28 protein-coding genes are annotated in these 23,401 nt (G+C 42.3%); 1 reads left to right on the forward strand and 27 read right to left on the reverse strand.

Annotation, left to right across the window (positions count from 1 at the left end):
• Positions 1 to 112: 112 nt before the first annotated feature.
• From ciss_RS02870 to ciss_RS02940, 15 genes are all read right to left on the reverse strand, one after another.
• On the reverse strand, positions 113 to 319 hold the full coding sequence (locus ciss_RS02870; RefSeq protein WP_075864812.1) for a hypothetical protein: 207 nt from the start codon (positions 317 to 319) through the stop codon (positions 113 to 115).
• A gap of 84 nt (positions 320 to 403) precedes the next feature.
• Entirely contained in the window at positions 404 to 868 is a 465-nt protein-coding gene (locus ciss_RS02875; protein ID WP_075864813.1) for a DUF3189 family protein, read from the reverse strand.
• A 59-nt stretch (positions 869 to 927) separates the two neighbouring features.
• On the reverse strand, positions 928 to 2,118 hold the full coding sequence (gene spoIIP / locus ciss_RS02880) for a stage II sporulation protein P (RefSeq protein WP_075864814.1): 1,191 nt from the start codon (positions 2,116 to 2,118) through the stop codon (positions 928 to 930).
• Positions 2,099 to 2,842 (reverse strand): DUF1614 domain-containing protein, encoded by a 744-nt coding sequence (locus tag ciss_RS02885; protein ID WP_075864815.1) that lies wholly within the window; start codon positions 2,840 to 2,842, stop codon positions 2,099 to 2,101. The genes spoIIP and ciss_RS02885 overlap by 20 nt, the downstream gene beginning before the upstream one ends.
• Positions 2,843 to 2,917: 75 nt before the next feature.
• Positions 2,918 to 4,879, reverse strand: a complete 1,962-nt coding sequence (locus ciss_RS02890; protein ID WP_075864816.1) for a bifunctional 4-hydroxy-3-methylbut-2-enyl diphosphate reductase/30S ribosomal protein S1 — start codon at positions 4,877 to 4,879, stop codon at positions 2,918 to 2,920.
• A 12-nt stretch (positions 4,880 to 4,891) separates the two neighbouring features.
• The gene (locus tag ciss_RS02895; protein WP_075864817.1) at positions 4,892 to 5,443 is read right to left on the reverse strand and encodes a lysophospholipid acyltransferase family protein; all 552 of its coding nucleotides are present in this window, start codon (positions 5,441 to 5,443) and stop codon (positions 4,892 to 4,894) included.
• Positions 5,433 to 6,101, reverse strand: coding sequence for a (d)CMP kinase (gene cmk, locus ciss_RS02900; RefSeq protein ID WP_075864818.1), 669 nt, complete (start codon positions 6,099 to 6,101; stop codon positions 5,433 to 5,435). The genes ciss_RS02895 and cmk overlap by 11 nt, the downstream gene beginning before the upstream one ends.
• A gap of 4 nt (positions 6,102 to 6,105) precedes the next feature.
• Positions 6,106 to 7,392: a 3-phosphoshikimate 1-carboxyvinyltransferase gene (gene aroA, locus ciss_RS02905; RefSeq protein WP_075864819.1), complete on the reverse strand. Its 1,287-nt coding sequence runs from the start codon at positions 7,390 to 7,392 to the stop codon at positions 6,106 to 6,108.
• Between the two features lie 12 nt (positions 7,393 to 7,404).
• A complete protein-coding gene (gene hisC / locus ciss_RS02910; protein ID WP_075864820.1) occupies positions 7,405 to 8,493 on the reverse strand; it encodes a histidinol-phosphate transaminase in 1,089 nt (362 codons plus the stop codon).
• A 40-nt stretch (positions 8,494 to 8,533) separates the two neighbouring features.
• On the reverse strand, positions 8,534 to 9,337 hold the full coding sequence (gene aroF, locus ciss_RS02915) for a 3-deoxy-7-phosphoheptulonate synthase (protein ID WP_075864821.1): 804 nt from the start codon (positions 9,335 to 9,337) through the stop codon (positions 8,534 to 8,536).
• Positions 9,337 to 9,912 carry an anthranilate synthase component II gene (locus ciss_RS02920; RefSeq protein ID WP_075864822.1) on the reverse strand — a complete coding sequence of 192 codons (576 nt, stop codon included), beginning with the start codon at positions 9,910 to 9,912 and terminating at the stop codon, positions 9,337 to 9,339. The genes aroF and ciss_RS02920 overlap by 1 nt, the downstream gene beginning before the upstream one ends.
• Positions 9,913 to 9,938: 26 nt before the next feature.
• Positions 9,939 to 10,292, reverse strand: coding sequence for a chorismate mutase (gene aroH / locus ciss_RS02925; RefSeq protein WP_075864823.1), 354 nt, complete (start codon positions 10,290 to 10,292; stop codon positions 9,939 to 9,941).
• A 15-nt stretch (positions 10,293 to 10,307) separates the two neighbouring features.
• Positions 10,308 to 10,724, reverse strand: a complete 417-nt coding sequence (locus ciss_RS02930; protein ID WP_075864824.1) for a HutP family protein — start codon at positions 10,722 to 10,724, stop codon at positions 10,308 to 10,310.
• Positions 10,725 to 10,795: 71 nt separating this feature from the next.
• Positions 10,796 to 11,980: a BaiN/RdsA family NAD(P)/FAD-dependent oxidoreductase gene (locus ciss_RS02935; protein WP_075864825.1), complete on the reverse strand. Its 1,185-nt coding sequence runs from the start codon at positions 11,978 to 11,980 to the stop codon at positions 10,796 to 10,798.
• Position 11,981: 1 nt separating this feature from the next.
• Complete coding sequence (locus ciss_RS02940; protein ID WP_011344827.1) at positions 11,982 to 12,413, reverse strand: hypothetical protein; 432 nt, start codon at positions 12,411 to 12,413, stop codon at positions 11,982 to 11,984.
• A 119-nt stretch (positions 12,414 to 12,532) separates the two neighbouring features.
• Here ciss_RS02940 and ciss_RS02945 point away from each other — a divergent pair, with 119 nt between their 5' ends.
• Complete coding sequence (locus tag ciss_RS02945; protein ID WP_075864826.1) at positions 12,533 to 13,033, forward strand: hypothetical protein; 501 nt, start codon at positions 12,533 to 12,535, stop codon at positions 13,031 to 13,033.
• Here the strand turns inward: ciss_RS02945 and ciss_RS02950 are convergent.
• From ciss_RS02950 to ciss_RS03005, 12 genes are all read right to left on the reverse strand, one after another.
• The gene (locus tag ciss_RS02950; protein WP_075864827.1) at positions 13,020 to 13,745 is read right to left on the reverse strand and encodes a pseudouridine synthase; all 726 of its coding nucleotides are present in this window, start codon (positions 13,743 to 13,745) and stop codon (positions 13,020 to 13,022) included. The genes ciss_RS02945 and ciss_RS02950 overlap by 14 nt on opposite strands.
• Positions 13,746 to 13,749: 4 nt before the next feature.
• Positions 13,750 to 14,400 (reverse strand): phosphatase PAP2 family protein, encoded by a 651-nt coding sequence (locus ciss_RS02955; protein WP_075864828.1) that lies wholly within the window; start codon positions 14,398 to 14,400, stop codon positions 13,750 to 13,752.
• Positions 14,401 to 14,424: 24 nt separating this feature from the next.
• The gene (locus ciss_RS02960) at positions 14,425 to 14,952 is read right to left on the reverse strand and encodes a spore maturation protein (protein ID WP_075864829.1); all 528 of its coding nucleotides are present in this window, start codon (positions 14,950 to 14,952) and stop codon (positions 14,425 to 14,427) included.
• Position 14,953: 1 nt separating this feature from the next.
• Positions 14,954 to 15,532 carry a nucleoside recognition domain-containing protein gene (locus ciss_RS02965; RefSeq protein WP_075864830.1) on the reverse strand — a complete coding sequence of 193 codons (579 nt, stop codon included), beginning with the start codon at positions 15,530 to 15,532 and terminating at the stop codon, positions 14,954 to 14,956.
• Between the two features lie 134 nt (positions 15,533 to 15,666).
• Positions 15,667 to 16,470 carry a transposase gene (locus ciss_RS02970; protein WP_080503664.1) on the reverse strand — a complete coding sequence of 268 codons (804 nt, stop codon included), beginning with the start codon at positions 16,468 to 16,470 and terminating at the stop codon, positions 15,667 to 15,669.
• 170 nt (positions 16,471 to 16,640) lie between these two features.
• Positions 16,641 to 17,066 (reverse strand): GerW family sporulation protein, encoded by a 426-nt coding sequence (gene ytfJ, locus ciss_RS02975; RefSeq protein WP_075864832.1) that lies wholly within the window; start codon positions 17,064 to 17,066, stop codon positions 16,641 to 16,643.
• Positions 17,067 to 17,084: 18 nt separating this feature from the next.
• Positions 17,085 to 17,693, reverse strand: a complete 609-nt coding sequence (locus tag ciss_RS02980) for a hypothetical protein (protein ID WP_075864833.1) — start codon at positions 17,691 to 17,693, stop codon at positions 17,085 to 17,087.
• 23 nt (positions 17,694 to 17,716) lie between these two features.
• Positions 17,717 to 18,295, reverse strand: coding sequence for an SMC-Scp complex subunit ScpB (gene scpB / locus ciss_RS02985; protein ID WP_077177410.1), 579 nt, complete (start codon positions 18,293 to 18,295; stop codon positions 17,717 to 17,719).
• Positions 18,252 to 18,965 (reverse strand): segregation and condensation protein A, encoded by a 714-nt coding sequence (locus tag ciss_RS02990; protein WP_075864835.1) that lies wholly within the window; start codon positions 18,963 to 18,965, stop codon positions 18,252 to 18,254. Before ciss_RS02990 ends, scpB begins: the two co-directional genes overlap by 44 nt.
• 5 nt (positions 18,966 to 18,970) lie before the next feature.
• A complete protein-coding gene (gene trpS, locus ciss_RS02995; RefSeq protein ID WP_075864836.1) occupies positions 18,971 to 19,951 on the reverse strand; it encodes a tryptophan--tRNA ligase in 981 nt (326 codons plus the stop codon).
• A 17-nt stretch (positions 19,952 to 19,968) separates the two neighbouring features.
• Positions 19,969 to 20,601, reverse strand: a complete 633-nt coding sequence (locus ciss_RS03000) for a site-2 protease family protein (protein ID WP_075864837.1) — start codon at positions 20,599 to 20,601, stop codon at positions 19,969 to 19,971.
• A gap of 11 nt (positions 20,602 to 20,612) precedes the next feature.
• On the reverse strand, positions 20,613 to 23,207 hold the full coding sequence (locus ciss_RS03005) for a CBS domain-containing protein (RefSeq protein WP_075864838.1): 2,595 nt from the start codon (positions 23,205 to 23,207) through the stop codon (positions 20,613 to 20,615).
• Between the last annotated feature and the right edge of the window lie 194 nt (positions 23,208 to 23,401).

Consider the following 23,401-nt stretch of genomic DNA (forward strand, 5'->3'; position numbering starts at 1 on the left):
TATCTTTTGTTCCTGCTCCTTAAAACCGCTGTTTTTCGCCCTACTTTGGGGTAATTTTATTTTTGGGTTTGTGTTTATACCTTATTTGGCGCGGTTCTCTCAACTTAGCAATTTACTCAATAATATCGTCCCGCTTTTTTTCCCGAAAGCCCCAAAGATTAAACCGCCAGTAAAAAAGCTCTAACTTCGTAAAATAAGGATTTAAGTCCAGGGCCATTACCTGATTTTTTTTAGCGATTAGTTCTAGAAAATTATCAACGATAGTTTTTAAAAGACTATCTTCAAAGGTCGATATGGCTAAAACTTCAATTTCAAACAACTCTCCAAGCTTATACAAAATATTTCGTTTTAAATCCGGTGAGCTTTTAAAAAAAAACTTCCAATCTCCTTTAAAACTAACGTGCTACGGCATAGGATTATTAGCATGGAAACTCCCCTTAATTTTTCTTACTTCTGCGGTAAATTTAAGATAAGCTTTACGCGTACCCCAGAGGACCAGCGGCCTTCCTATAAAAACCAACTTTAACCGTCTTGAAAGAAATCCGCCCAATTTCATCGGAAAATTAACATAAGTAACGGCATTTACCACAACAATCCTTTCACCAAACTTTGCCGCAAGGTAGTTTAAAACCGGTTCCACTACCAAATTTAGCGATCTTCGCCCCAGTACGTATACCTCATTGCCGAATTCATCCTGACCGCAATAAAAAAAAGAGCCGTGTTCTTCCTTTTCCTGTTTTTCGTAAAGGGGCATCTCCATAATTTCTTTATTTCCCGGTATGCGCTCCATCGGCAAATGGCCCAAATGGATTGCCGCCATTATTACCGAAGAATGGGCGCCACCGTAGCAGTGGTAAATTATTTTCATCTTCTCTCCCCTTTAACCGGAGCAGGATGGAGAGGAGCACCCCTCCATCCCGCCTTTTCTTATTTTGTTTCCTCATCCTTTTGTTCTTTCTTTGTTTTTTCCTTCCGCCGGGGTAACATACTGCTTGTTACCTCCCGGGAAATAAAACTCCCAAGCCGCTCTCTCGCCCCGCTTATACTTCCGGTACTTATGAGTAAGAAAGCACCACCTAAGATTAAAGCAGCTATAAGAACGATGAAAAAGTTTCGCCATGCTCCGGGAGATTTGGCAATGTCGCTTCGCACTCCTTGCGTAGTTCCCTGGGTTCCGGGTATTGAAGTAGCCACTCCCAGGACTTTCGGAATAGCATCGGCAAATAACCGGACCCCTTTTTCCGCTTCATACCGTTTGTTGGTGTGGGTTCCCACTTCAATTAAAAGAGCGGTAGGCATTAAATCCTGATTGTAGTTGCCCTTACCTATATAGATGCCTTTAATTAACCCCGGATGGGTTTTATCAACGTAAGCTTTCATCTTCCGGGCAAAATCCAGATTCGCAGCCATTTGCGGATTTTGCCGGCCCACCACCAAACGGATTTTGGTTACCTTTTGCCCCTGAATATTTTTCTCATAAAAATCCGGGTCGGGTACCGCATCCCGGTGAACGTCTAAAATTGCTATCGGCCGTTTTTTCATTAAACGCACCGCCGTTCGCCGGGAACGGTGGTAAGCGTTTGCATCGTGGGGATCATGGGGGGTTCGATCATAAGCTACCTTTACTCCCATCCGGCTGAGCTTATCGGCCAAGGCTGCACCAACCTTGTAAATACCACCCCGGGCCGGAATATTTGCCTTTCCATCGGAGGGCTGATACGCTTCATCGCTATGGGTATGGTACATGGCCACGATACCTTTTCTCTCGGACGTAACCCCGGCAGGTAAAACAACCCGCTCAAAATATTCTTTATAACCCAACAAAGTTCGGTCTTCTCCCAGATACCGGGCGTAAGCCCTATCATGGTCCACCCGGGTTATCTTGTAATGCCGGTCATCTTCCGTGATAATTTCATCCCCTGCGGCTACCTGCCGGGCCATTTTATCCAACACCCGGCCCTTTTCATCATAGATGGTTACGTAAAAATTACCGCTGTGTTCCGCAAGCTCATTATTTAATTCGGAAGTAAAATACCTTTCTCCGTAAACCGGTAGAGGGAATAAAAGTATCAGTAAAATTCCAAGCAGGGGTAAAAAATTAATTGTTCTTATTTTCATTTTCCTTCGCCTCCCCGGTGATTCCTAAACTACTGGTAAGTTCCGGTTCAGGATTTTTTAACCCCTCTAAAAGCTTTGGATCCCTCTTTTCCGTAGCAGGTCCACCTTGAAGCCTTTCCCTGGTTTCCCCTACCACTTCCGCCAAAATTACTGCTAAAATCCCTGCCACCACGATTCCGTCAAACACCCCACCGCCACCCAAATCTACTCGTCCCGGAGTATTGGTGGTTATGAGATAAAAAAGATGGAATAAATCGTTTAAAATTAAGCCAACGGTTGCAGCAATAAAAGCTCCCCGCCGCGACCGGCCCGCTAAATATCCCACCACTGCCGCCACAATTGGAGCAACATATAAAGGGTCTATGATTTCAAAACGCCCCGCCGGCTCCACATTTCCCCGCATTAAAACTGCCGTTACAAAGTAAACCGCAACTGCCGCCACCACCGAACCTACTGCAGCCCGCACCCATTCTTTGCTGGAACCCGCCTTGGAAAGTAAGTACCCGGCTATGAATAGGGGAACAATTCCGCCCCCTAAATTTAAGGAGAAGGTTATCCGTCCTCGTAGTAAAGTTAAGTCAAGAAAACTTCCGACAATCATTAAACCAATTAACACCAGTGCTTCCCGGTCGGTAAGCTTCATCCTGTCTAACACCCGGTGCATAAGTCCAAAAAAGATTAAGGCAACTAAAATTACCAATAAAATGGTTCCCAGAGAAAACATTCTGCTTCTCACTCCCTCTTAAATGACAAAATAAAAAGGCTAACTCATTAATAGAGTTAGCCCCAATGCGGGTTTTTATACTTCTTTTAGTTTTCCTTTTAAAATTTCCCCCAGGCTAAAGGTCAGATTTTCTTCCTCCGCAAATTCTTTTTGGTATTGCTCTTTTTCTTTTTCCCGTAAAGCCTCTTTTTGGGAAAGGGTCATCTTCTTTTCCAGCGGCTTTAAGGTTAAAATTTTTACCTCCATTTTCTGCCCAACCTGATACTTTTTCATTAAAGGCTCGTTTTCGGCCTCGGTTTCCCGGGCCGGAAGATAGCCTTCAATACCCGGAAAAAGCTCCAAGATTAAACCGTGGCGTAAAACTTTAACCACCGTCCCTTCCACAACCGCTCCTTCTTTTAATTCATCGGGGATTTTCTGCCAGGGATCGGGAGTTAGCTGCTTTAAACCCAGGTTTACTTTCAGGTTGTGCTGGTCTACTTCTAAAACTACCACTTCCAGTTCCTGTCCCACCTGTAAGTGCTCTTCTGGCCGGACATTGCGCTGCCAGCTGATATCCTGCGCCCGCAGCAATCCATCAAAACCTCCGAGGTCAACGAAAGCCCCAAAAGGCATGATTTTGGTAACCTTTCCTTTAACTTTGCTCCCTTCTTTTAGCGAAGCAATTCTTTCTTTTTTGGTTTTTACTTCTTGCTCTTTTAAGTAACTTTTCCGGTCCAAAACTACCCGCCTTTTAGCTAAATCCACTTCAATGACATAAGCGGTAATTTCTTCCCCTTTTAAGGCTTCTAAATCTTCCACATAATTTAAAGCTATTAAAGAAGCTGGTAAAAAGGCTCTAACTCCAATATCAACCAAAACTCCACCTTTAACCACTTCCACAATTTTACCGGTAACCGGTACTTTATTTTTCTGCCATTCTAAAAGTTTTTCTTCTGCTAATATCTCCAAAGCTTTTTTGCGGGATAAGATTATCTTTCCTTCCTCATCTTCCTTTAAAACCAGAACGGGAAACTCCTCCCCTTCCTTTACCGCCTCCCGGGCACGCTCGATACGGTACCAGGTAATTTCCTCTAAAGGAATTACCCCTTCCCCTTTGGTTCCAATATCGACTAATACTTCCTTTTCCAAAACCTTAACCACATTTCCCCTAACAATTTCCCCTTCCTTAACCGGTTTTATCTCCAAAAGAGCCTGTTCCAGTGACGCCATCTGCTCCACTTTTTTTCTAACCTCCTCGATAATCCAGGCCGGAGTAGAGGCTCCGGCAGTTATCCCAACTTTTGCTTTACCGGCAAGCCACTCGGGCTTTATTTCCGAAGCTTCTTCTACCAGGTAAGTAGGAGTATTGGTGGCGGCACAAATTTGGGCTAATTTTTTGGTATTGGCACTATTTTTGCCGCCAACTACCAACATCACTTCCACTTCCGTAGCCAGCTTGCGACTTTCTTCCTGGCGGGTTTGGGTAGCATGGCAAATGGTATTAAACGGTTTTACCTCTCCGCCTTTTTTCTTTATCACCTCAACTACCTGCCAGAAATTTTCGCTTTTCTGGGTAGTCTGGGCTATTACTGCAATTTTAGGGTAAAAAGGAAGCCGGGCGGCTTCCTCGGGATTTTCCACCACCAGAGCTTTGTAACCACTCCAGCCTACTATTCCCTGCACTTCGGGATGTTTTTTATCTCCGACCACCACCACCTGATAACCTTCATTGGTAAGCTTTTGGGCCAAAATTTGGGCTTTTTTGACAAAAGGACAGGTGGCATCCTCCACCACGTAACCTTTCTCAACTATTTCCTGTAACTTTTCCGGAGTGGTGCCATGGGAACGAATGATAATGGTTTTGCCATTTCCCTCTCCAATTTCCTCGATGGGAATTATTCCCGCATTTTTTAATCTCTCCACTTCCTGAGGGTTATGAATTAACGGACCCAAAGAATAAACAGGATTGTTATTCTCGGCAGCCTTTTGCGCCGTTTCAATAGCTCTTTTAACCCCAAAGCAAAAACCGGCATTTTGCGCAACTATGATTTCCATCCAGAACGCTCCTTACAAAAGCTCTTTTACTTTTTCCCGTAAAAACCTGGCCCCTTTCTCCAATTCGTTTTTATCATAAGGAAGTTCGCTAATTATCTTCCCAATAACAACCTTGCAACGTTTAAATCCGCGGGTATTTTTTAAGCCTACCGGTAAGATCGGCACGGAAGCTTTTAAAGCTAAAGCCGCTGCCCCTTCGTGAAACTCCCCTAAAGTTTTTAGCCGGGTTCCTTCGGGGAAGATCCCCACCACTTTACCCTCTTTTAAATACTTTAAAGCCGTTTTTACCGCCGTTAAATCAACTTCATTTCTTTTAACCGGAAAAGCCCCCAGCTTTTTTAAAAGCAGGCCAAAGCCAGGAATATCGAACAGCTCTTTTTTAGCCATAAAATATACCTGATGGGGTAAAGCACAACCAATCGCCACCGGATCAAAGTAACTTTCATGATTGGCAACGACCAGGTAAGGTCCGGATTTCGGTACATTTTCCAGTCCTTCAACTTTCATCCCTTTAAAAATTATCATAAACCAGCGGGCAACCATACGGGCAAACCTATAAAACATCTTGTTTCCTCCCGATTATCTCTAAAAGTTTTGCCACCACTTCTTCAATTTTAAGCCCTGTAGTATCCACTAAAATTGCATCTTCCGCCTTTCTTAACGGCGAAATTTCCCGGGTAGTATCTAACTCATCCCGCTTTAGCACTTCCCGGAAAACCTCTTCATAACTTACCTCATACCCCCTGGCCAGCAGTTCCCGGTGTCGCCGCCGGGCGCGCTCCTCGGCCGAGGCGGTTAAGAAAATTTTTACTTCCGCCTCGGGCATCACCACGGTGCCAATGTCCCGTCCATCGGCTACCACATTACCTTTGGCGATAATTTTCCTCTGAAGTTCCGTTAAATACTCCCGCACTTCGGGAAGGGCCGAAACTTTGGCCACTAATTCGGAAACTTGAGGAGTCCGGATTAGGTCCGTTACATCTCTTTCATTTAAAAGAATTTTCTGGCCCTCATCCCCGGGAATAATTTTTATATCTGCATTTTCCAGTAGCCTCTTAATCCCGTTTTCATCTGCCAAAGAAAGGTTGTTTTCTAAAAATAACACCGTAACTGCCCGGTACATAGCTCCCGTATCCAAATAGGTAAAGCCAAGCTTTTTGGCCAAGATTTTGGCTACGGTACTTTTCCCTGCTCCTGCCGGTCCGTCAATGGCAATCCGCATTGGATTACGCTCCTTCGGTTAATTTTGATAACTGTTGAAAGAACTCGGGATAAGAAATGGCAACAGCTTCCGCATTTAAGATTTCCGTAGTCCCTGCGGCGGTTAACCCCAAAACCGCCAGGCTCATGGCAATCCGGTGGTCATGGTGGGAATCAACGGTTGTTCCCAGAATTTTGTTGCCACCGCTTATTATAAAGCCATCGGGAAGCTCTTTAACCGCTACACCCATTTTGCTAAACTCGGAAACAATGCTTTTAATCCGGTCCGACTCCTTCACTCTTAACTCCTCGGCTCCCCGTACCTGGCTTTTACCGTAAGCTAAAGCCATAGCAACCGCTAAAATCGGAAATTCATCAATCATGGCCGGAACAATTTCCGGAGGAACCTCAACGGCTTTTAAAGGAGAGTATTTAACTTCTAAATCCCCTACGGGCTCACCGCTATTTTCGTGAAAATTCAGGATTTGAATATTTGCCCCCATTTCTTTTAAAACCGTTAAAAGACCGGTTCGGGTTGGATTTAAACCTACATTTTTAATAATTAAGTGACTGTCAGGAACAACTAAAGCCGCCACAATAAAAAAGGAAGCGGTCGAAAAATCTCCGGGAACAACCACCTTCTGCCCTAAAAGTTTCTGTCCGCCGGAAATTTCTACTCTAAGTCCTTCCCTTTTTATTTTTGCCCCAAAACCAACCAGCATTCTTTCGGTATGGTCCCGGGACAATTGCGGCTCGGTCACCGAAGTATTACCCTCTGCCCGAAGTCCCGCCAGAAGTAACGCCGATTTCACCTGGGCGCTGGCTTTTTTTAAGATAAAATCCTGCCCCCGAAGTTTTCCTCCCTTTATTGCAAAGGGCGCATAATCTCCCTGGCCCCGCGCCAACACCATGGCTCCCATTTGCGTTAAAGGCTCTAAGACCCGCTTCATCGGGCGGCGCCGCAGGGAAGCATCTCCGGTGAATACCGAAACAAAAGGAAAGGTAGCCGCAACCCCGGATAAAAGCCTTATAGTGGTCCCGGAATTCTGGGCATCAAGAACATCCTGCGGTTCGGAAAAGTTTTGGTCTGAACCAAAAATTCTGACAAAAGCGTCTTTACGCTCAATTCTAACTCCATACTTTTTTAGACAATTTAAAGTGGCCAGAGTATCCTGAGCGACCAAAAAGTTTTCGATTTCCGTTATTCCTTCCGCTAAAGCTCCTAAGATTAACGCCCGGTGGGAAATGGATTTATCCCCTGGTACCGTTACCTGGCCTTTTAAACCTTTTTTGACAGCAGTTATTTTTTTCATACCAAAACCCCTTTATAAAATTTCCAGCACCGCTTTTAGTTCATTGAGAAAGCGCGCGTTTTGAGCAGGTGTACCCACCGTTACTCTAATCCAATCGTCCATCCCAAAAATATCCCCGGAACGGACAATTACCCCCCGTTTTAATAATTCCCTAAACACTAATGCCGAAGGCTTTCCGGTTTTAATCATTAAAAAATTGGCAGCCGAAGGAATGTAGGAAAGCCCCATCCGAATTAACTCCTGATAGAGAAACTTTTTCCCCTCATCGGTATTTTTAACCACTTCCCTTACATACTCCTCGTCATCCAAAGCAGCTACAGCAGCCATCTGCGCTAAAAAGTTTACGTTAAAAGGCGGGCGCAAGCTATTAATTGCCTTGGCTAAATTCTCAGGAGCAAAGCCGTAACCGACCCTGAGACCGGCCAGGCCATACGCTTTGGAAAAGGTCCTTAACACCACCGTATTGGGCCGTTTTTTAAAATAATTTAAGCCATCGGGATAATCGTTAAAAAGCCGGGCAAACTCAAAGTAGGCTTCATCTAAAACCACAACTACTTTCTCCGGTACTCTTTCCAAAAATTCCTCCAGCTCACCTTTCGTTATATAAGTACCGGTAGGGTTGTTGGGATTGCAGAGATAAACAAGCCTGGTTTTTTCATTTACCGCCTCTGCCATTGTTTTTAAATCCAGCCGGTGTTCTTTTAAGGGAATTTCCCGGGCAATTCCATTCATCATTGTGACCACCGGTTCATACCGGGGAAAGCTCGGCACCGGCATTACCGCTTCATCCCCCGGGTCAATTAAGGCCATCGCTAAAAACATTACTAGTTCGTCTGACCCATTCCCCAGGATAATGTTATCCGGTATAACTCCGTATTTTGCCGCAATCTTTTCTTTCAAACGAAAAGCCCCGCCGTCGGGATAATAATTTACCTTATCCACCGCTTCTTTAATGGCTGCAGCAACTTTAGGCGAAATGCCCCAGAGGTTTTCATTGGAAGCAAGTTTATCAATATTGGTTATCCCGAGCTCCCGTTCAACCTCTTCTACCGGCTTTCCCGGCACGTAAGGTTTTAAGTTTTCTAAAGCTTTACGAACCATCCTACCGCTCCCCCTTTTATATTTTAAAAAAAGCCAAAAGCTATGCGCTTTGGCTGATAAACCTTTTAACCATCGTTATTAAATTTTGAAACTCTTTATAGTCCAGGGATTGCTGGCCATCGGATAGAGCTTTTACCGGTTCGGGATGGACCTCAACCATTATACCGTCAGCTCCGGCAGCAATTGCTCCCAGAGCCACCCTACTTACCAGCTCCCTGCGTCCGGTAGCATGGGATGGGTCAGCAATAACCGGAAGGTGGGTTAAATCAAGAGCAGCGACCATGCCCGCCAGGTCAAAGGTATTTCGGGTGTAATCCTCAAAGGTTCTAATTCCCCGCTCGCATAAAATTACCTGTTCGTTGCCCGCAGAAACAATGTATTCTGCCGCCAACAACCATTCCTTTAAAGTTGCTGCTAAACCCCGTTTTAATAATACGGGTTTATTAATAAGACCCACTTCTTTAAGCAGGGTAAAATTTTGCATATTGCGGCTGCCAATCTGCAAAATATCGGCATATTGCGCTACTATTTCCACATCCCGCGGGTCTAAAACTTCGGTAACCACGGGCATACCGGTTATTTCCCGGGCTTTGGCTAAAATTTTCAGCCCCTCTTCCCCCAGTCCGGCAAATGTGTAGGGAGAAGTCCGGGGCTTAAAAGCACCGCCTCTTAAAATCTGCACTCCCGCTTCTTTTAAAAATAAAGCTTCTTTAAGATACTCCTCTTCACCTTCTACCGCACAGGGGCCGGCAATAATTACCGGCTTGCTGCTACCAATTTCTATATTTGAAACTTTAACAATTGTTTTTTCTGGTTTGGATTTGCGGCTAACTTTAAGCTCCATTATTCCACTCCCTTGCGGTAAACCTCTAAAAAATTGTTTAAAAGGACAAGACCATACTCGGTTAGGATTGCTTCGGGATGAAACTGTACCCCTTCAACGGGATAATCTTTATGTCTTAAACCCATAATTTCACCTTCAGCAGTTTTTGCCGAAACAATCAGCTCCGTTTCCTCCGGCAACTCAACGATAAGCGAATGATACCTGGTAGCTAAAAAGGGAGAAGGTATCCCTTTAAAAATCGTTTTACCATCATGGTAAATGGGCGATGTTTTTCCGTGCATTGGCCGGGCAGCTCTTACTACTTTTCCCCCAAATACCTGCCCTATCGCCTGATGCCCAAGGCAAACCCCCAAAATAGGATACCGGTAAAGATTTTTAATTACCTCCAGGCTAATCCCCGCCTCACTGGGAGTACAGGGACCGGGAGAAATAACAATATAGTCGGGATTTAAAGCCCTGATCTCTTCAACGGTAATCTTATCGTTTCGGTATACCGTAACCGCTTCTCCAAGCATTTGAAAGTATTGAACAAGATTATAGGTAAAGGAATCGTAGTTGTCAATCAGTAACAGCAATTTTCAACACCTTCTCGTACCTCAAATTAAGCCAGATCCTCCCGTAACTTTGCTGCTTCTTTTAAGTATACATGCTTAACATTCTCATCAGCCCCTAAATCAACAAAAAGCAAAACCCTTATAACCCTGGGCATTCCGCCTATCACATCTGGCTCTTGCGCTGACATTAAGGGAATTTCATTTAGGCCAAATTCCCGGGCAGTTTTAGCAGGGTAAGCGGAAACGATATCCCTGGTCTGGGTAAATAATGCCGCCACCACATTATTTACTGTCAGGTTGTTTTCCTTAAAAATAGTCTCCAGCAGCTCCCGGGTAGCTTTTGCTACTTCTTCGGGCCGGTCTCTTTCAATCGTTATCGCACCCCGGATGCCTTTTAGCAAAAATATCCCTCCTTATCAGGGAACTGCCCGGTGACCAAGACCAACCCCCACTTCATCTAAGTGCAGCAAACCGACACCAAAAAATACCGCCACCGCAACGTGGTCCTGAAAACGAGCAATACCTATTTTACCACCTACATTTAACCCTAAAGCCTTGGTCATTAACTGGGAGATAGCTTCCCGGGTAGCACCGGCAATCGCCCCTTCATCGGCATGGGTTTCTTTGATAACCCCTTCGCGTTTAGCTGCCACTACCGCCCGCTCAACAATTTTATTTACAGCGGAGATAAAATCCCCCCCGTAGTCAACCGCGGCTGCCCGGATATTTTCTTCGGCAAGCTTTATTTTTAACTCCTTTTCTTCTTCCCGCGTTTCGGTTAAAGCCATCATTAAGGCTGCTTTGGCAGCCTTTTTACTGCCAACATTTGGCATATTACCCCTTCCTCCTTACATAACTTTCAAAAACAATTATACACGTAAAAACCGTTTAAACCAATTCATTTTTAACTTTTTCCTGCTAAAAACCCGGTAGAAAAAGCCATCTGAAGATTAAAGCCCCCGGTTTCTCCGTGACAGTCGATAATCTCTCCGGCAAGATAAACTCCTTTGATAAGCTTAGACTCCATGGTGGAAGGATTTATTTCCTTAACATCTACTCCTCCGGCGGTAACGTAGGCAGTTTCTAACGGCATTGTTCCGGTAAGATTAAAGAAGGTTCCTTTTAAAGCTTGGGAAACTTTAGTAATTACCTTAGGAGAAAGGGAGTAAACCACCGCCTTCGGATTTTGCCCGAAATAGTTAAGTAACCACTCCCGAAGTTTCTCGGGAAGTTTTCCGGGAAGAGCATTTTTAAGGGTTTTATTTCCATTGGAAATAATTTTTTCTTTTAATTCATCCACAGAATATTCCGGGAAAAAATCAATTTTTATCTTGGCTTCGGAAAAATTTAACGGTAGATAACAGCTTAAATTTAACACCGTAGGGCCCGAGAGGCCAAAGTGGGTAAAAAGCAAGGGGCCTCTCCTGGCTTTAATTTTTTTCCCCGAAGAAAACAATGCTAAATTCACATCCATTACCGTTATCCCGCTTAACTCTGCGACTTTTTCTAAAAGCTTTAACGGAACCAGGGCAGGTCTTGGGGAAATAATGTTATGTCCCAATTTACTTAAAAGCTCAAAGCCATCGCCGGAACTTCCGGTTTGGGGAAAAGAAGCCCCGCCGGTGGCAACTATGACTTTAGCAGCATAATATAGCCCATCTTTCGTTCTAACACCTAAAACCTGCCCATCTCTAACCAGAATATCTTTTACCTTTTGCTTATATAAAATTTCCACGCCTTTTTTCTTTAATAATTTTTCAAGTAACTTTACAACATCCTTTGCTTTATCGGAAGCAGGAAAAACCTTTTTCTCTTCCACCTTTAATTTAAGTCCATTTTTAATGAAAAAAGCCATTAAATCTTCATTGGTAAAAGTAAATAAAGCCTTTTTGAGAAATTTTCCATTGTGATAATACTCGGGAAAGGTATTTATTGGTGTAATATTAGTAATGTTTCCCCGCCCGTTTCCCGTAAGGCAGAGTTTTTTACCGAGAGAATCGGTTTTTTCGATTAATAAAACCTGTCCAGAGGCAGATAAAGCCGCCATCATCCCGGCGGCTCCCCCTCCAATTACTATTGTCCTTTTCATCTTACTTCCCCAAATATTTCTTTTCAATAAATTCTCTTAAGCGATTTATCTCTTCAACCAAACGGAAAATCATTTTCTCGGCCTCACCTTTGCTTAAAACCAGTTCCTGTGGTTCAAAAATTTCAATTTTTTTAAACTCCTCGGTGGCCACAAAGCGAATTAAATCTTCCAAGCTATCGGCTTTTAAAGTTACCAAAACCGGCGCATAGGAAACCTCGGCATTGGTGAGTTCATCAAATACTGTATAAATGTCAATGCTTATGTCAATATCTTCAACGGTAATCCCTTGAAAAGGAAGATTTCTTAGTTTAGCTACCTGACTTTCCCGAAGTTCTTCCGCCATTTTATCGGAGCTTTTCCCACCAAAAAGAAATTTTGTTTTGCCGCTTGCTTTATAATCAAATCTTACCCTGGCAAGAATTTCATTCTTCATCCTTTTCCCTCCTTGCCATTTGGTATTCGCTTTTTTCCTGAAAAATCCTGCCGGGATTTTTACATTATCCTCAGGTAATTTGACAAAAGCTATAAAAAAGTCGTTTAAGGAGGGATACCGTGAAAGAAGTTATTATTGCTTATTTTAAATCCCTGGAACAAACCGAACGGGCCATTGATTTTATTACCAATGCTCGCCTCGCAAACTCCCATATTTCTTTGATCTGCCCGGTAAACCAGTATACAGTGCAAAAATTCAATGAAGAATATGCCGAGGAAATCACCGGTACCGGTGAAATAGGTATGCTTCATGATTTTCATGGTCAGTTAGTCGAAATGCCGTTAGCTGAAGTTCCCGGTGTCGGCAAAGTTGCCCTGGCCGGCCCAATTTCCAATGAGCTTGCTAAAAAGGGGCTTTTTAAAGCTCTTTTGCCTTTAGGATTTACCGAAAGCAAGGTAAGAAAAATAAAAAAAGCCTTAAAAAATAACGAAGTGGTAGTAATAATCGAAACCGAAAAAGAAAAAGTAAACGAAGCAGCCAATATCTTAGCCGACTTTGGCGGAAGACATGTAGAAAAATGGAATCCTCACACCGAAAGGGCCTCAATCACCCACGGTTAGAATTGGCAAGACGCTTTAGTTTTAAAACCTCCGCAGGAGTTAAATAGCGAAAACTACCTTTTTTCAGGCCATATCCGGTTAAAAAGCCGATGCGCGTACGGATTAATTTTAAAACCGGGTGGCCAATTTTTTTAAACATCCTCCGTACCTGGCGCTTGCGCCCCTCGTGAATGGTAATTTCAATCCAGCTGTTTTTCCCCTCAGGTTTTTTAAAATTTACTTTGGCAGGAGCGGTATAGCCATCTTCCAGAAGGACGCCCTGTTCTAACTCTTTTAATTTGGCCCGGTTGGGTGTACCCCGGACTAAAGCCAGATAAGTTTTGGGGACCCGGTGCTTGGGATGGGTAAGGGCCATCGCCAAATCGCCATCATTCGTCAAAATGAGAAGCCCTTCGGTATTCATATCAAGCCTTCCCACCGGAAAGACCCGTTCTTTTACCTTACCCGCCAGTAACGATAAAACCGTGGGGCGGCCAAAGGGGTCGTCCACGGTGGTGATATAACCTGCTGGTTTATACATTAAAATATACACGAGTTTTTCCGGCTTAACAATTCGCCCGTCAACCTCCACCACGTCCCTATCACTTACTTTAAATCCCAGCTCTTTTACCACTTTGCCGTTTACCTTTACCCGGCCCGCTAAAATGAGCTGCTCGGCATCCCGGCGGGCTGCAACTCCAGCCCGGGCTAAATATTTTTGTAACCTTTCCATATTATCACCTTTTTTTCCAAAATAAAATTTCCGTTATTATTATTGTTACAATAAGCCAAAATAAACCGGCAATAAATCCCCCTAAAACATCTGTGGGCCAGTGAACCCCCAGGTAAATTCGGCTAAACCCAATTAAAAGAGGAAAGCCGATTCCCAGAATAAGAAGCAAAATTTTGGGGAGGGGAAAGTTATTTTTGGCCAAAAGGTAAAAAAACATTCCGTAAACTGCCATGCTGATCATAGCATGTCCACTGGGAAAACTGTAGCCACTTTCCGATATTTTAAAGTACAGCGTTGGTCTTAATCTTAAATAATGAAGCTTTAAGACATAATTTAAGACCGAGGCCCCAATGAAGCTTCCTAAAAAGGCCGTAAGGCTATCATAACGTCTTTTCAGGTAAAAAAAGTAAGAAATCACCGGTACCAGCATCATATAAAAACCAATGGAACCTAAGAAAGTGATGCCTTTCATCAATGGTAAAATTCCGGGAAAGTAAATTGCCTGAACCTTTTTTAGAATAATTTCGTCCCAGACAAAACTTTTCCGGGAAGTAAAAATTACTTCAGTAAGCTCCCCAAAAGCCCAAAATAACATGCCACCCGTTAATGCGCCTACAATTAAATAAACAATTAAACCTTTTGTCTGTTTCTTCATACCTTATCCCCGAAAAAATTAACATTAAGTGCCAAAAAAGGCTTTTACAACAAAGACCGAGGCAAGAAAAGTTGTAAAATCGGCAATTAATCCAACATAGGGAGCATAACTAAATTTTTTAATGCCAACAGAACCAAAATAAAGGGCCAATACATAAAAAGTAGTATCACTGCTCCCTTGCATTGTTGATACCATTCGTCCAATTAAACTATCCGGGCCATACTGCTCCATTAACTTGGCTGCTACCCCTAAGGCCGCACCACCGGAAAGGGGCCTTAAAAGGGCATGAGGCAGGACCTCCGCTGGAATGCCAAGTTTATTTAAAAGCGGATTTAGCCCTGACGCTAATACTTTTAAAGCCCCGGATTCAAAAAAAATATTTATAGCCACTACCATCCCTACAAGATAAGGGATAGTCCGGATGGCGGTATTAAAGCCGTCCTTTGCTCCTTCCAGGAAAGATTCATAAACCTCTACTTTTTTTAACATACCGTAAAATATCACAAAAAACAAGATTAACGGTAAAAGCCAATTGCCTAATTTTATAATCATTTTACCACCTTGATTTTTTAAAAAAGTAATCGGCAATTAACGCCACGGTAAATCCTATTAAGGTTGCTAAAAAAGTCGGAATTACGATATCAGCAGGATTAAGCGACCCAAATTTCTGACGAAGTCCAATGATCGTGACGGGCAATAATGTTATGGCGGAAGTATTTAAAGCAAGAAAAGTGCACATTGCTCGACTTGCGGTATCTTTTTGCGGATTTAAGCAGGCAAGCTCTTCCATCGCTTTTAAACCAAAGGGGGTGGCTGCGTTCCCTAAACCCAAAATATTGGCACTTAAATTTAAAAGAATCGCACCTTCCGCCGGGTGTCCCGGTGGAATCTCCGGAAAAAGCAGGCGAATTAAGGGAGCCATGGCCTTTGAGAGTTTTTCTACTATGCCGCTTTCCTCCATGATGCGCATTATTCCCAGCCAAAAGGTAATAATGCTTACAAGCCCAAAAGCTGTATCTACCGCAAGCTTGGCCCCCTCTAAAGCCGCTTTAACTATTAGCTCCGGCTTTCCCTGCCAAAAAGCCGCCATACACCCAAGAAGCACCATTCCTCCCCACAGATAATTCAGCATCTTTCTCTCCTCCCCAGGCTTGTACTACTATCCTATTCACCCCCCTCCCCCGTTAGAACACCAAAAAAAGGGACGGTTCTTTTTTTTGGCGTATAGACGCAAATATAAGAACCGTCCCCAAATTAGGCGTTTATTTATTCAATTTTTAAATCTTTTCGTTTTTTTATGCCTCTATTAAGTGCCCAGTAATTAATACCTAACGATTCAGCAATTTCCTTTAAAGGCAACTTAAATTTTTCTTTTGCCATTTCCCCAAAATATCCTCGGGCTATAATTGCTTTTTCTTTTCTTCGGGCAAAAAGTAAATCATCATAGGTAATTTCAAATTTTTGGCAGGTTTGTTTAATAAGATAATTCGCTTGAAATAATCTTAGATTCTCATCTTCATCTTGTCGGGTGTATATTTCCGCTTCTATCCAATTTCCTAAATAGGCACGATAGGCTTTTATCCCTTCTTCGTCATTACCAAAATAATTAAAAATTCGAAAATCTACAAAAGGCCAAGCCTTTTCCAAATTTATAAATCCCGGATGGCTACTCCAAGGATAATCATCCAAATCTTCGCAAATACCGGCCCTAATTGGATTTAAAAGGATGTATCGAAAAACTTCATGCAAATAATCATCATCTTCAATTAAATAAGACTTAAAACGGTCCTGAAAAACATGGCCTATTCTTTTATAGGTAGCATTAAAATAAATTGCATAGGCAGTAAATACTGGTTGAAAAAGTTTTGCCAACGGAAAATCATCAATTTCTACTAAAAAGTGAACGTGATTTGGCATTAAGACAAAAGCATATATTCTAATAGGATACTTTTTCCACCTATCATTTAAAATATTTAAAAATACCAGATAATCTTCATTCTTTATAAAAATCGGATTTTTATTATTGCCGCGGGTGATGATATGTTCCTCCAGGAATGTGAACTCTTGCAGCTCTTGGCATGTTTTTCCTCCTTTTTGCCTAAAATATACATTATCTTCTTAATTTTTTCAATATAAAATAGCAAAAAAAGGGACGGTTCTTTTTTTAGGCGTTTAAACGCAAATATAAGAACCGTCCCTCTTTTTGGCGTATGGACGCAAATATAAGAACCGTCCCTGAATTAGGCGGTTGGGGTTTCGAAGGTTTCGATGGGGAGGTCGGGTTTTTTGCGGTTGTTACTGACAAAGTTCTGGATTTTTGCCAAAAGTTCCGGGGTCAGGTCTATAAGCTTATCCACCAAAGCATTGGTATCTACCGGTAACAGGCGAATTTGTCCCTGCCCCACTACCAAAAAACCCACCGGTTGCACCGAAACGCCGGCACCGCTGCCACCTCCAAAGGGTAAAGATTTGTCCTTTCCTTCGCCGGCGGAAAATTCACTTCCCCCAGCAGCAAAGCCCAGGGTTACTTTGGATACGGGAATGATCACGCTGCCATCGGGAGTTTCTACGGCGCTTCCCACCACCGTATCTACATCTACCATTTCCTTTATACTTTCCATAGCTGTTTTCATTAAACTTTCAATGGGATGATGCTGAGTTTCCATTTTTCCTCCACCTCCAATTTACTTTTCCCCTTTAATTTGTACCAAAGGTTGCCTGAATATACCTTTTATTTTTTGTTTCAGGAAAAGGAAAAATAAGTAGGTGGCAGTTAGCAGTAAATGATACCAGGGTATTTCTATCAAAAGAGATAATTTTAACGAAAACCTGATTCCCAGGCTGGGGTCTATATTTAAAAAAAATTGCTCTACTTTTTTAAAACGCCGGGCACAAAGGGCATAAAGAGTTCCAAATAACGAATACAACATCCCCGAAACTATACCAAAATAAAAGGGATCTTTCAGACCCGGGCTTAATTCTACAGATAGTTTTTTAATTATTAACCCTTTTTGAAAATAAAGATTGGTTTTGTCAAAAAGTTTAAGGTAATCCCAGCAGGTTTTAAGAAATATAGTTACCTTTTCCCGGGACTTTTGCACTTTTGTCGTTTTTTTAACCGCTTTCTGGTTAAAAAAAATAAAATGCCCCACTACCGGAATTTTTATTCCCAAACGTTCGGTAAATTCCGGTAAAGGCAGGGCAACTTCAAAATTCAAAAGCCCAAAAAAAAGCCGAAAAACGAGATTAATTTCCACATCTTCAATAGATTCAAAATATATACCGAACTCCAATAACTGCCACCTCTTTTACCAAATTACTCCTCAAAATTATTATTTCCATCATTTACCGCTTCATTCTCCAAATTTAAAGGTGGCAGTTCATCGAGACTTTTTAAGCCAAAAAACTCCAAAAATTTGGCAGTGGTCCTGTAAATAATGGGACGACCGGGAGCATCTTTCCGTCCCGCCTCTTCAATAAGGCCTTTTTCTAAAAGAGTGGCGATAGAACTATCGGCTTTTACTCCCCGGATAAGTTCAATTTCCGTTCTGGTAACCGGCTGTTTATAAGCAATAATGGCCAGGGTTTCCAGAGTCGCCTGGGTTAAATGCTGGGCCGGAGGCTTAAAAAGCCTTTCTATATAAACGGAAAAATCCGGGCGGGTGGTAAGCCAGGCCTCCTCCCCGGAAAAATGCAGCATTATTCCCCGCTGGTCCTGTTCGAGTTTTTCCTGTAACCGCAAAACTATTTCTTTTGCTTCCTCTAAGGATAATTCTAAGACCTGGGCAATTTTTTTCAGGGATAAGGGTTCCGGACTTACAAAAAGAAGCGCTTCTAAAGCCCCTTCAAGGTTAATTGGAAACAGAACCGACATACCGTATCCAGATTTCTCCATCGTTTTTCACCTGCCAAGCATCCACCACTTCCTGGCGCAAAAGCTCCAATAGGGCTAAAAATAAGATAATCGCTTCCCTTTTACTTTCCACCCGGGTAAAAAGCTGGGAGAATGGAAGAGCTTTTTCCTGCCGAAGTAAGCACCTCAAAATTTCCCCCATCTTTTCTTCTATGGTATATTCCTTTTCCGGTAAGGTAATTGGTTTTGGCGAAGTTTCAAGGCGCAGCAAGATTTGGTTTAAACTTTCGGTAAGTTTTTTTAAAGGAATCGCTTTCAGCTCACGCTCCGAATACATTTTTAATAACTCTTCAACGTTAACTTTCCGGCGGTAAACGTTGGGAAAGTTTCCCTTAATTTCTTTTAAATACTGGGCTATGTCCCGGAACTTCTGGTAAACTACCAGCCGCTCCACCAGTTCGGTCCGCGGGTCTTCCTCCTCCTCTTTCTGTCCAAACAGCATTTTTACTTTTAAATATAAAAGATGGCTGGCCATTACTAAAAACTCACTTTTTATTTCCAAGTTGTGCTTCTGGTACTGCTCTAAATACCAAAGATACTGCCGCGTAATTTCCGCAATGGGAATATCATAAATATCGATTTTATTTTTTTCCACTAAATGGAGCAGTAAATCTAACGGTCCTTCAAAAACCGGCAGGACAATCTTATACATACAGCTTACCTCAGCTTCATTTTTTCCCGGACTTCCATCATTGTTTCCTTAGCTGCCCGGCTCGCCTTTGCCTGCCCTTCCGCTAAGATTTCAAGATACTTTTTGCCTTTTAAAAATTCCTGCCTTCTTTCCCTTAAGGGTTCTAAAATTTCGTTAATTTTTACAGCCAATTGTTTTTTGCAGGCCACACATCCTATTCCTGCAGTTCGGCACTGTTCTTCTATTTCGGCTACTTTTTCCGGATAAAAAACTTGATAGTAAGTATGCACCACACAAACCTCGGGGTGCCCGGGATCGGTTTTCCGAACCCTTGCCGGGTCGGTAATCATATTTCTCACCTGCTCAGAAACTTCCTCCGGCGTGCTGGATAAAGCAATTTCATTTTTATAACTTTTACTCATCTTCCGGCCATCAATCCCAGGTAGCAACGGAACGGTATGAAGCACCGCCTGCGGCTCGGGAAATACACTGCCGTAAAGATAGTTAAACCTCCGGGCAATCTCCCGGGTAAGCTCTAAATGGGGAAGCTGGTCTTCCCCTACCGGCACTAAATTTGCCCGGTAAATTAAAATGTCCGCTGCTTGCAGTAAGGGATACCCCAAGAAACCGTAAGTATTTAAATCTTTCCCCATTTCTCCAAGCTTTTCCTTTTGGTCCTTATAAGTGGGAACCCGCTCTAACCACGAAAGGGGAGTAAACATACCAAACAAAAGAGCCAACTCCGCATGCTCCTTTATTTCCGATTGCACAAACAATGCTGATTTTTCCGGGTCAATGCCCGCAGCAAGAAAATCCAAAGCTAAGTATTCAATATTTTGTAAAACTTCATCGGTATTTTCATATTCGGTAGTTAAAGCATGCCAGTCGGCAATCATATAAAAGCACTTAGCTTCCTCTTGCAATTTAACCCAGTTTTCGAGCACCAGTAAATGGCCTAAGTGAAGCCTCCCCGTTGGTCTCATCCCGCTTAATACGATTTTTTCCATGATATCCTTTAATCCTCCTATCCTGCCAAAAACTTAAAAAGTGCAAAATAAACATTTAAGATAAACCGCGTAATCGGTTGTAAAACAAAGGATATGGCACCGGTAAGAAGTAATAAAAGGAGTATTACCTGACCATAGCTAACCATAAACTTCCGGATTTCGTAAGAAAAAAAACGATTAAAGATCTTTTCCCCGTCTAACGGAAAAACCGGTAAAAGGTTAAATACCCCCAGAGATACGTTTATCGCTACCGCAGTAATGCCTATTTCCCAAGCATAGGGAAGATTTATCCCCCCGAAAGCCAGGAAAAGAACGATAATAAAAGCCAGCACAAAATTGGATAAAGGTCCGGCTAAGGCCACCAAAGCCATACCGTTACGCGGGTCACCCCGAAAGTTGTAAGGATTGACGGGAACCGGTTTTGCCCAGCCAAATCCGGCAATTAAAAGTAGCAAAAACCCTACCGGATCGACATGGGAAAAGGGTGATAAAGTTAACCTTCCTTCCCTCCGGGGAGTATCATCTCCAAGGCTTGTAGCAACCAGAGCATGACTGAATTCATGAATGGTTAAGCCGACGATTATCCCCGGAAGCATCACCCCCAAATCGTACAATGAAGGAACTCTTAAAAACCCAAAAAAACTATCCATGGCAACTCTCCTTAAAAATAATTTTGCTTAACATACAAAATTTCCTCATCTTTATTTTTTAAAACCCCATCAATTTTTAACATTTTTATTTTATGTAAAATTTCTCGGTACAGGGGACCGGGCTTTAAACCCAAAGCTTTTAAATCTTCGCCGGTAATTTCGGGCTTAATAAATCTCAGTTCTTCGAAATACTTTTTAAATCGCTCTCTGGCCCGGAATCTATCCAGTAACAAATATAAAGCCCAGTAACCTTCCGGTGGAAGTTTCGTTAAAGTTTCGAATATTTCCTGCCCTTTTACCTCCCGGGGAAGAGATAAAAGTATTAAGGCTTCGTCAATTCCTGAAGCTCCCTGTCTTAAAACTTCTTCTTCTTCTCCCGTTAAAGGATATTTTTTTATAAACTCCTCAATTCCCTCTAAATTTTTTGCATAAACCCCCATTACCCCGTGCAGCCAGGAAATCTTCGTTTCCTTTAGTAACCGCAAATATTCCACCGTATAATTGAAATAACGTTTTAAAAAATCTTCTTCATAAGAAGCTTTTGGAAAAACTTCCTGAAAAATACCGTAATGCTTTAAAAATTTAAGGATTTTTAAAATATCTTTTTCGGTAAAGATAAGTTTTAATTCGTACAGGATTCTTGCTGGAGAAGCTAAGTTTAAAAATCCACCGGCAATAGCATCAATCAAAAGCTTTTCGGTGTTTTCTTCGAGTTTAAAGTTAAATCTACCTAAAAAACGAAGTGCCCTTAAAATGCGCGTAGGATCTTCCACAAAGCTTAAGTTATGTAAAACCCTTATAATCCCTTCTTTTAAATCCAAAAGCCCTCCAAAGGGATCAAAAAGTTCACCGATATGACCGTAGGTTATTTCTATAGCCATGGAGTTAATGGTAAAGTCCCGCCGGTATAAATCTTCTCTAATAGTGGAAACTTCCACATCCGGTAATGCGGCAGGATGCTGGTAAAATTCCACCCGGGAAGTTGAAAAATCTATCTTTTGCCCGTTTTTCAGGATAATCGAGGCGGTCTTAAAACGCTCATGGGGAATAAACTTGATTGCCGAAAGAGTTTTACCCACTTCTTGAGCTAAAACAAGAGCATCCCCTTCCACCACAATATCTAAATCCTTTTGTTTTTGACCTAAAAGTAAATCCCGCACAATTCCCCCAACTAAAAATACCCGCATGCCAAGTTGACTTGCCCATTTGCCGACGATGTTGATTAGCTCCTGACCTTCCGGGGAAATATTTTCATCCAAAAGCTTCTTTAAGTTTACCTCAAAACTTCCTTCCCGGTAAAGGGTTTTATGGGGCCTTAATTCTTCCGGTCGGTGATACTGCTTTAAAAGATCCGTCCGGGAAATAATCCCTATTAACTTTCCTCCTTCTACCACCGGCAAGCGGCCAATATCATGCTTTATTAAAAGTCTTAATGCTTCTTCCAGGGACGCTTCAGGTTCAATAGTTACAGGATTTTTACTCATGTAAGCTTTAACCGGAGCATGTCCTAAGTTATGGTGGATAACTTTATCGACATCTCTTCGAGAAATAATCCCAACTAACTTATCCCCCTCCAGCACCGGTAACCCCGAATGGCCGTAGCGAACCATAATTTTTCGCGCTTCTTCCACGGTATTTTCCACAGTAACAAATTTCACCGGCCAGCTCATAATTTCTCTAACGGTCTTTGCGGGAATCTTAAAATTATTAAGTAATTTTAAGGCTATTTCTAAAACTTCCTGAACATCCCTATCTTTCAGGGTCAAAGAAACCGCCTGCGGGTGTCCTTTGACCCCAAGACCGTATAAAATTGAACGTAAATCAATCTCTTCCTTGGTAGAACGTCCTACTAAATGCACCGTTTTGCCCATTTGCACGGCCATGATAAGGACATCCGGCCGGTGCATTTCCATTAAATAGCTGGCCATAAAAGACAGCCCGGGTAAATAATCATCGGTTCTGGCCCAGGTGGCAAGGTAAAAAAAGCCCTTGCTTTCTTCGGTGACAGCATTATTTAAAAGTTCTTTTAACAAAAATTCCTGTTCCCTGGAAAGCGGTCTTTTTATAAATCGGTTCACTACTTCCAAGTTAACCCCAAAATTAAATAAATAGGCTAACGCTTCAATATCTTCTTTGGTCGTAGAGGGATATAACAAACCTCCCGTATCCTGATAAATTCCCAAAGCCATAACCGTGGCTTCAACCGAAGAAATCTCTACCCCCGATTCTTTTAATTTCTGGATTAACAGGGTAACAGTCGCTCCCGTAGGCTTTACAACTTTTTCTGCAAGATAAGGCTTTAAATCGGGAGCTAAAGGATGATGGTCATAAAGGATAATTTTCAAATTTTTGTTTAGATAATGTCGGATATGAGAAAAGCGAGAAAGTTCCGAACTATCCACCAGGATTAGCCTTTTGACATCTCGGGGCGTAGTTATTTTTTTCTGAATCTTTAAACTATCTTTGTAAAGAGCAAGAAATTCCTCCACTGCCGGCAAAACCTTGGCCGGCAAAAGAAGATTTGCCTGGGGATATAAAATTCCCGCAGCAACCATTGACGCTAAACCGTCAAAATCCATATTGTGATGGGTAGTAATTAAATCCATAACTTCCTCCGTTATGCTTAATCTATATAATTATATCATAAAACGTTACCTAAGTAGTCCTTCTCTTTTTTATAATGCTTTTTGCTTTGTAAGCTTTTTTTTGCTTTTAAGTTATTAACCAGGCACTCTCATAGAGTAATTTTACCGTTTTATATTGAACAATCTTTTAATGAGTATAATTTTCTCTCTAAATT

It is taken from the genome of Carboxydothermus islandicus (assembly GCF_001950325.1).
Lineage (GTDB): Bacteria > Bacillota > Z-2901 > Carboxydothermales > Carboxydothermaceae > Carboxydothermus > Carboxydothermus islandicus.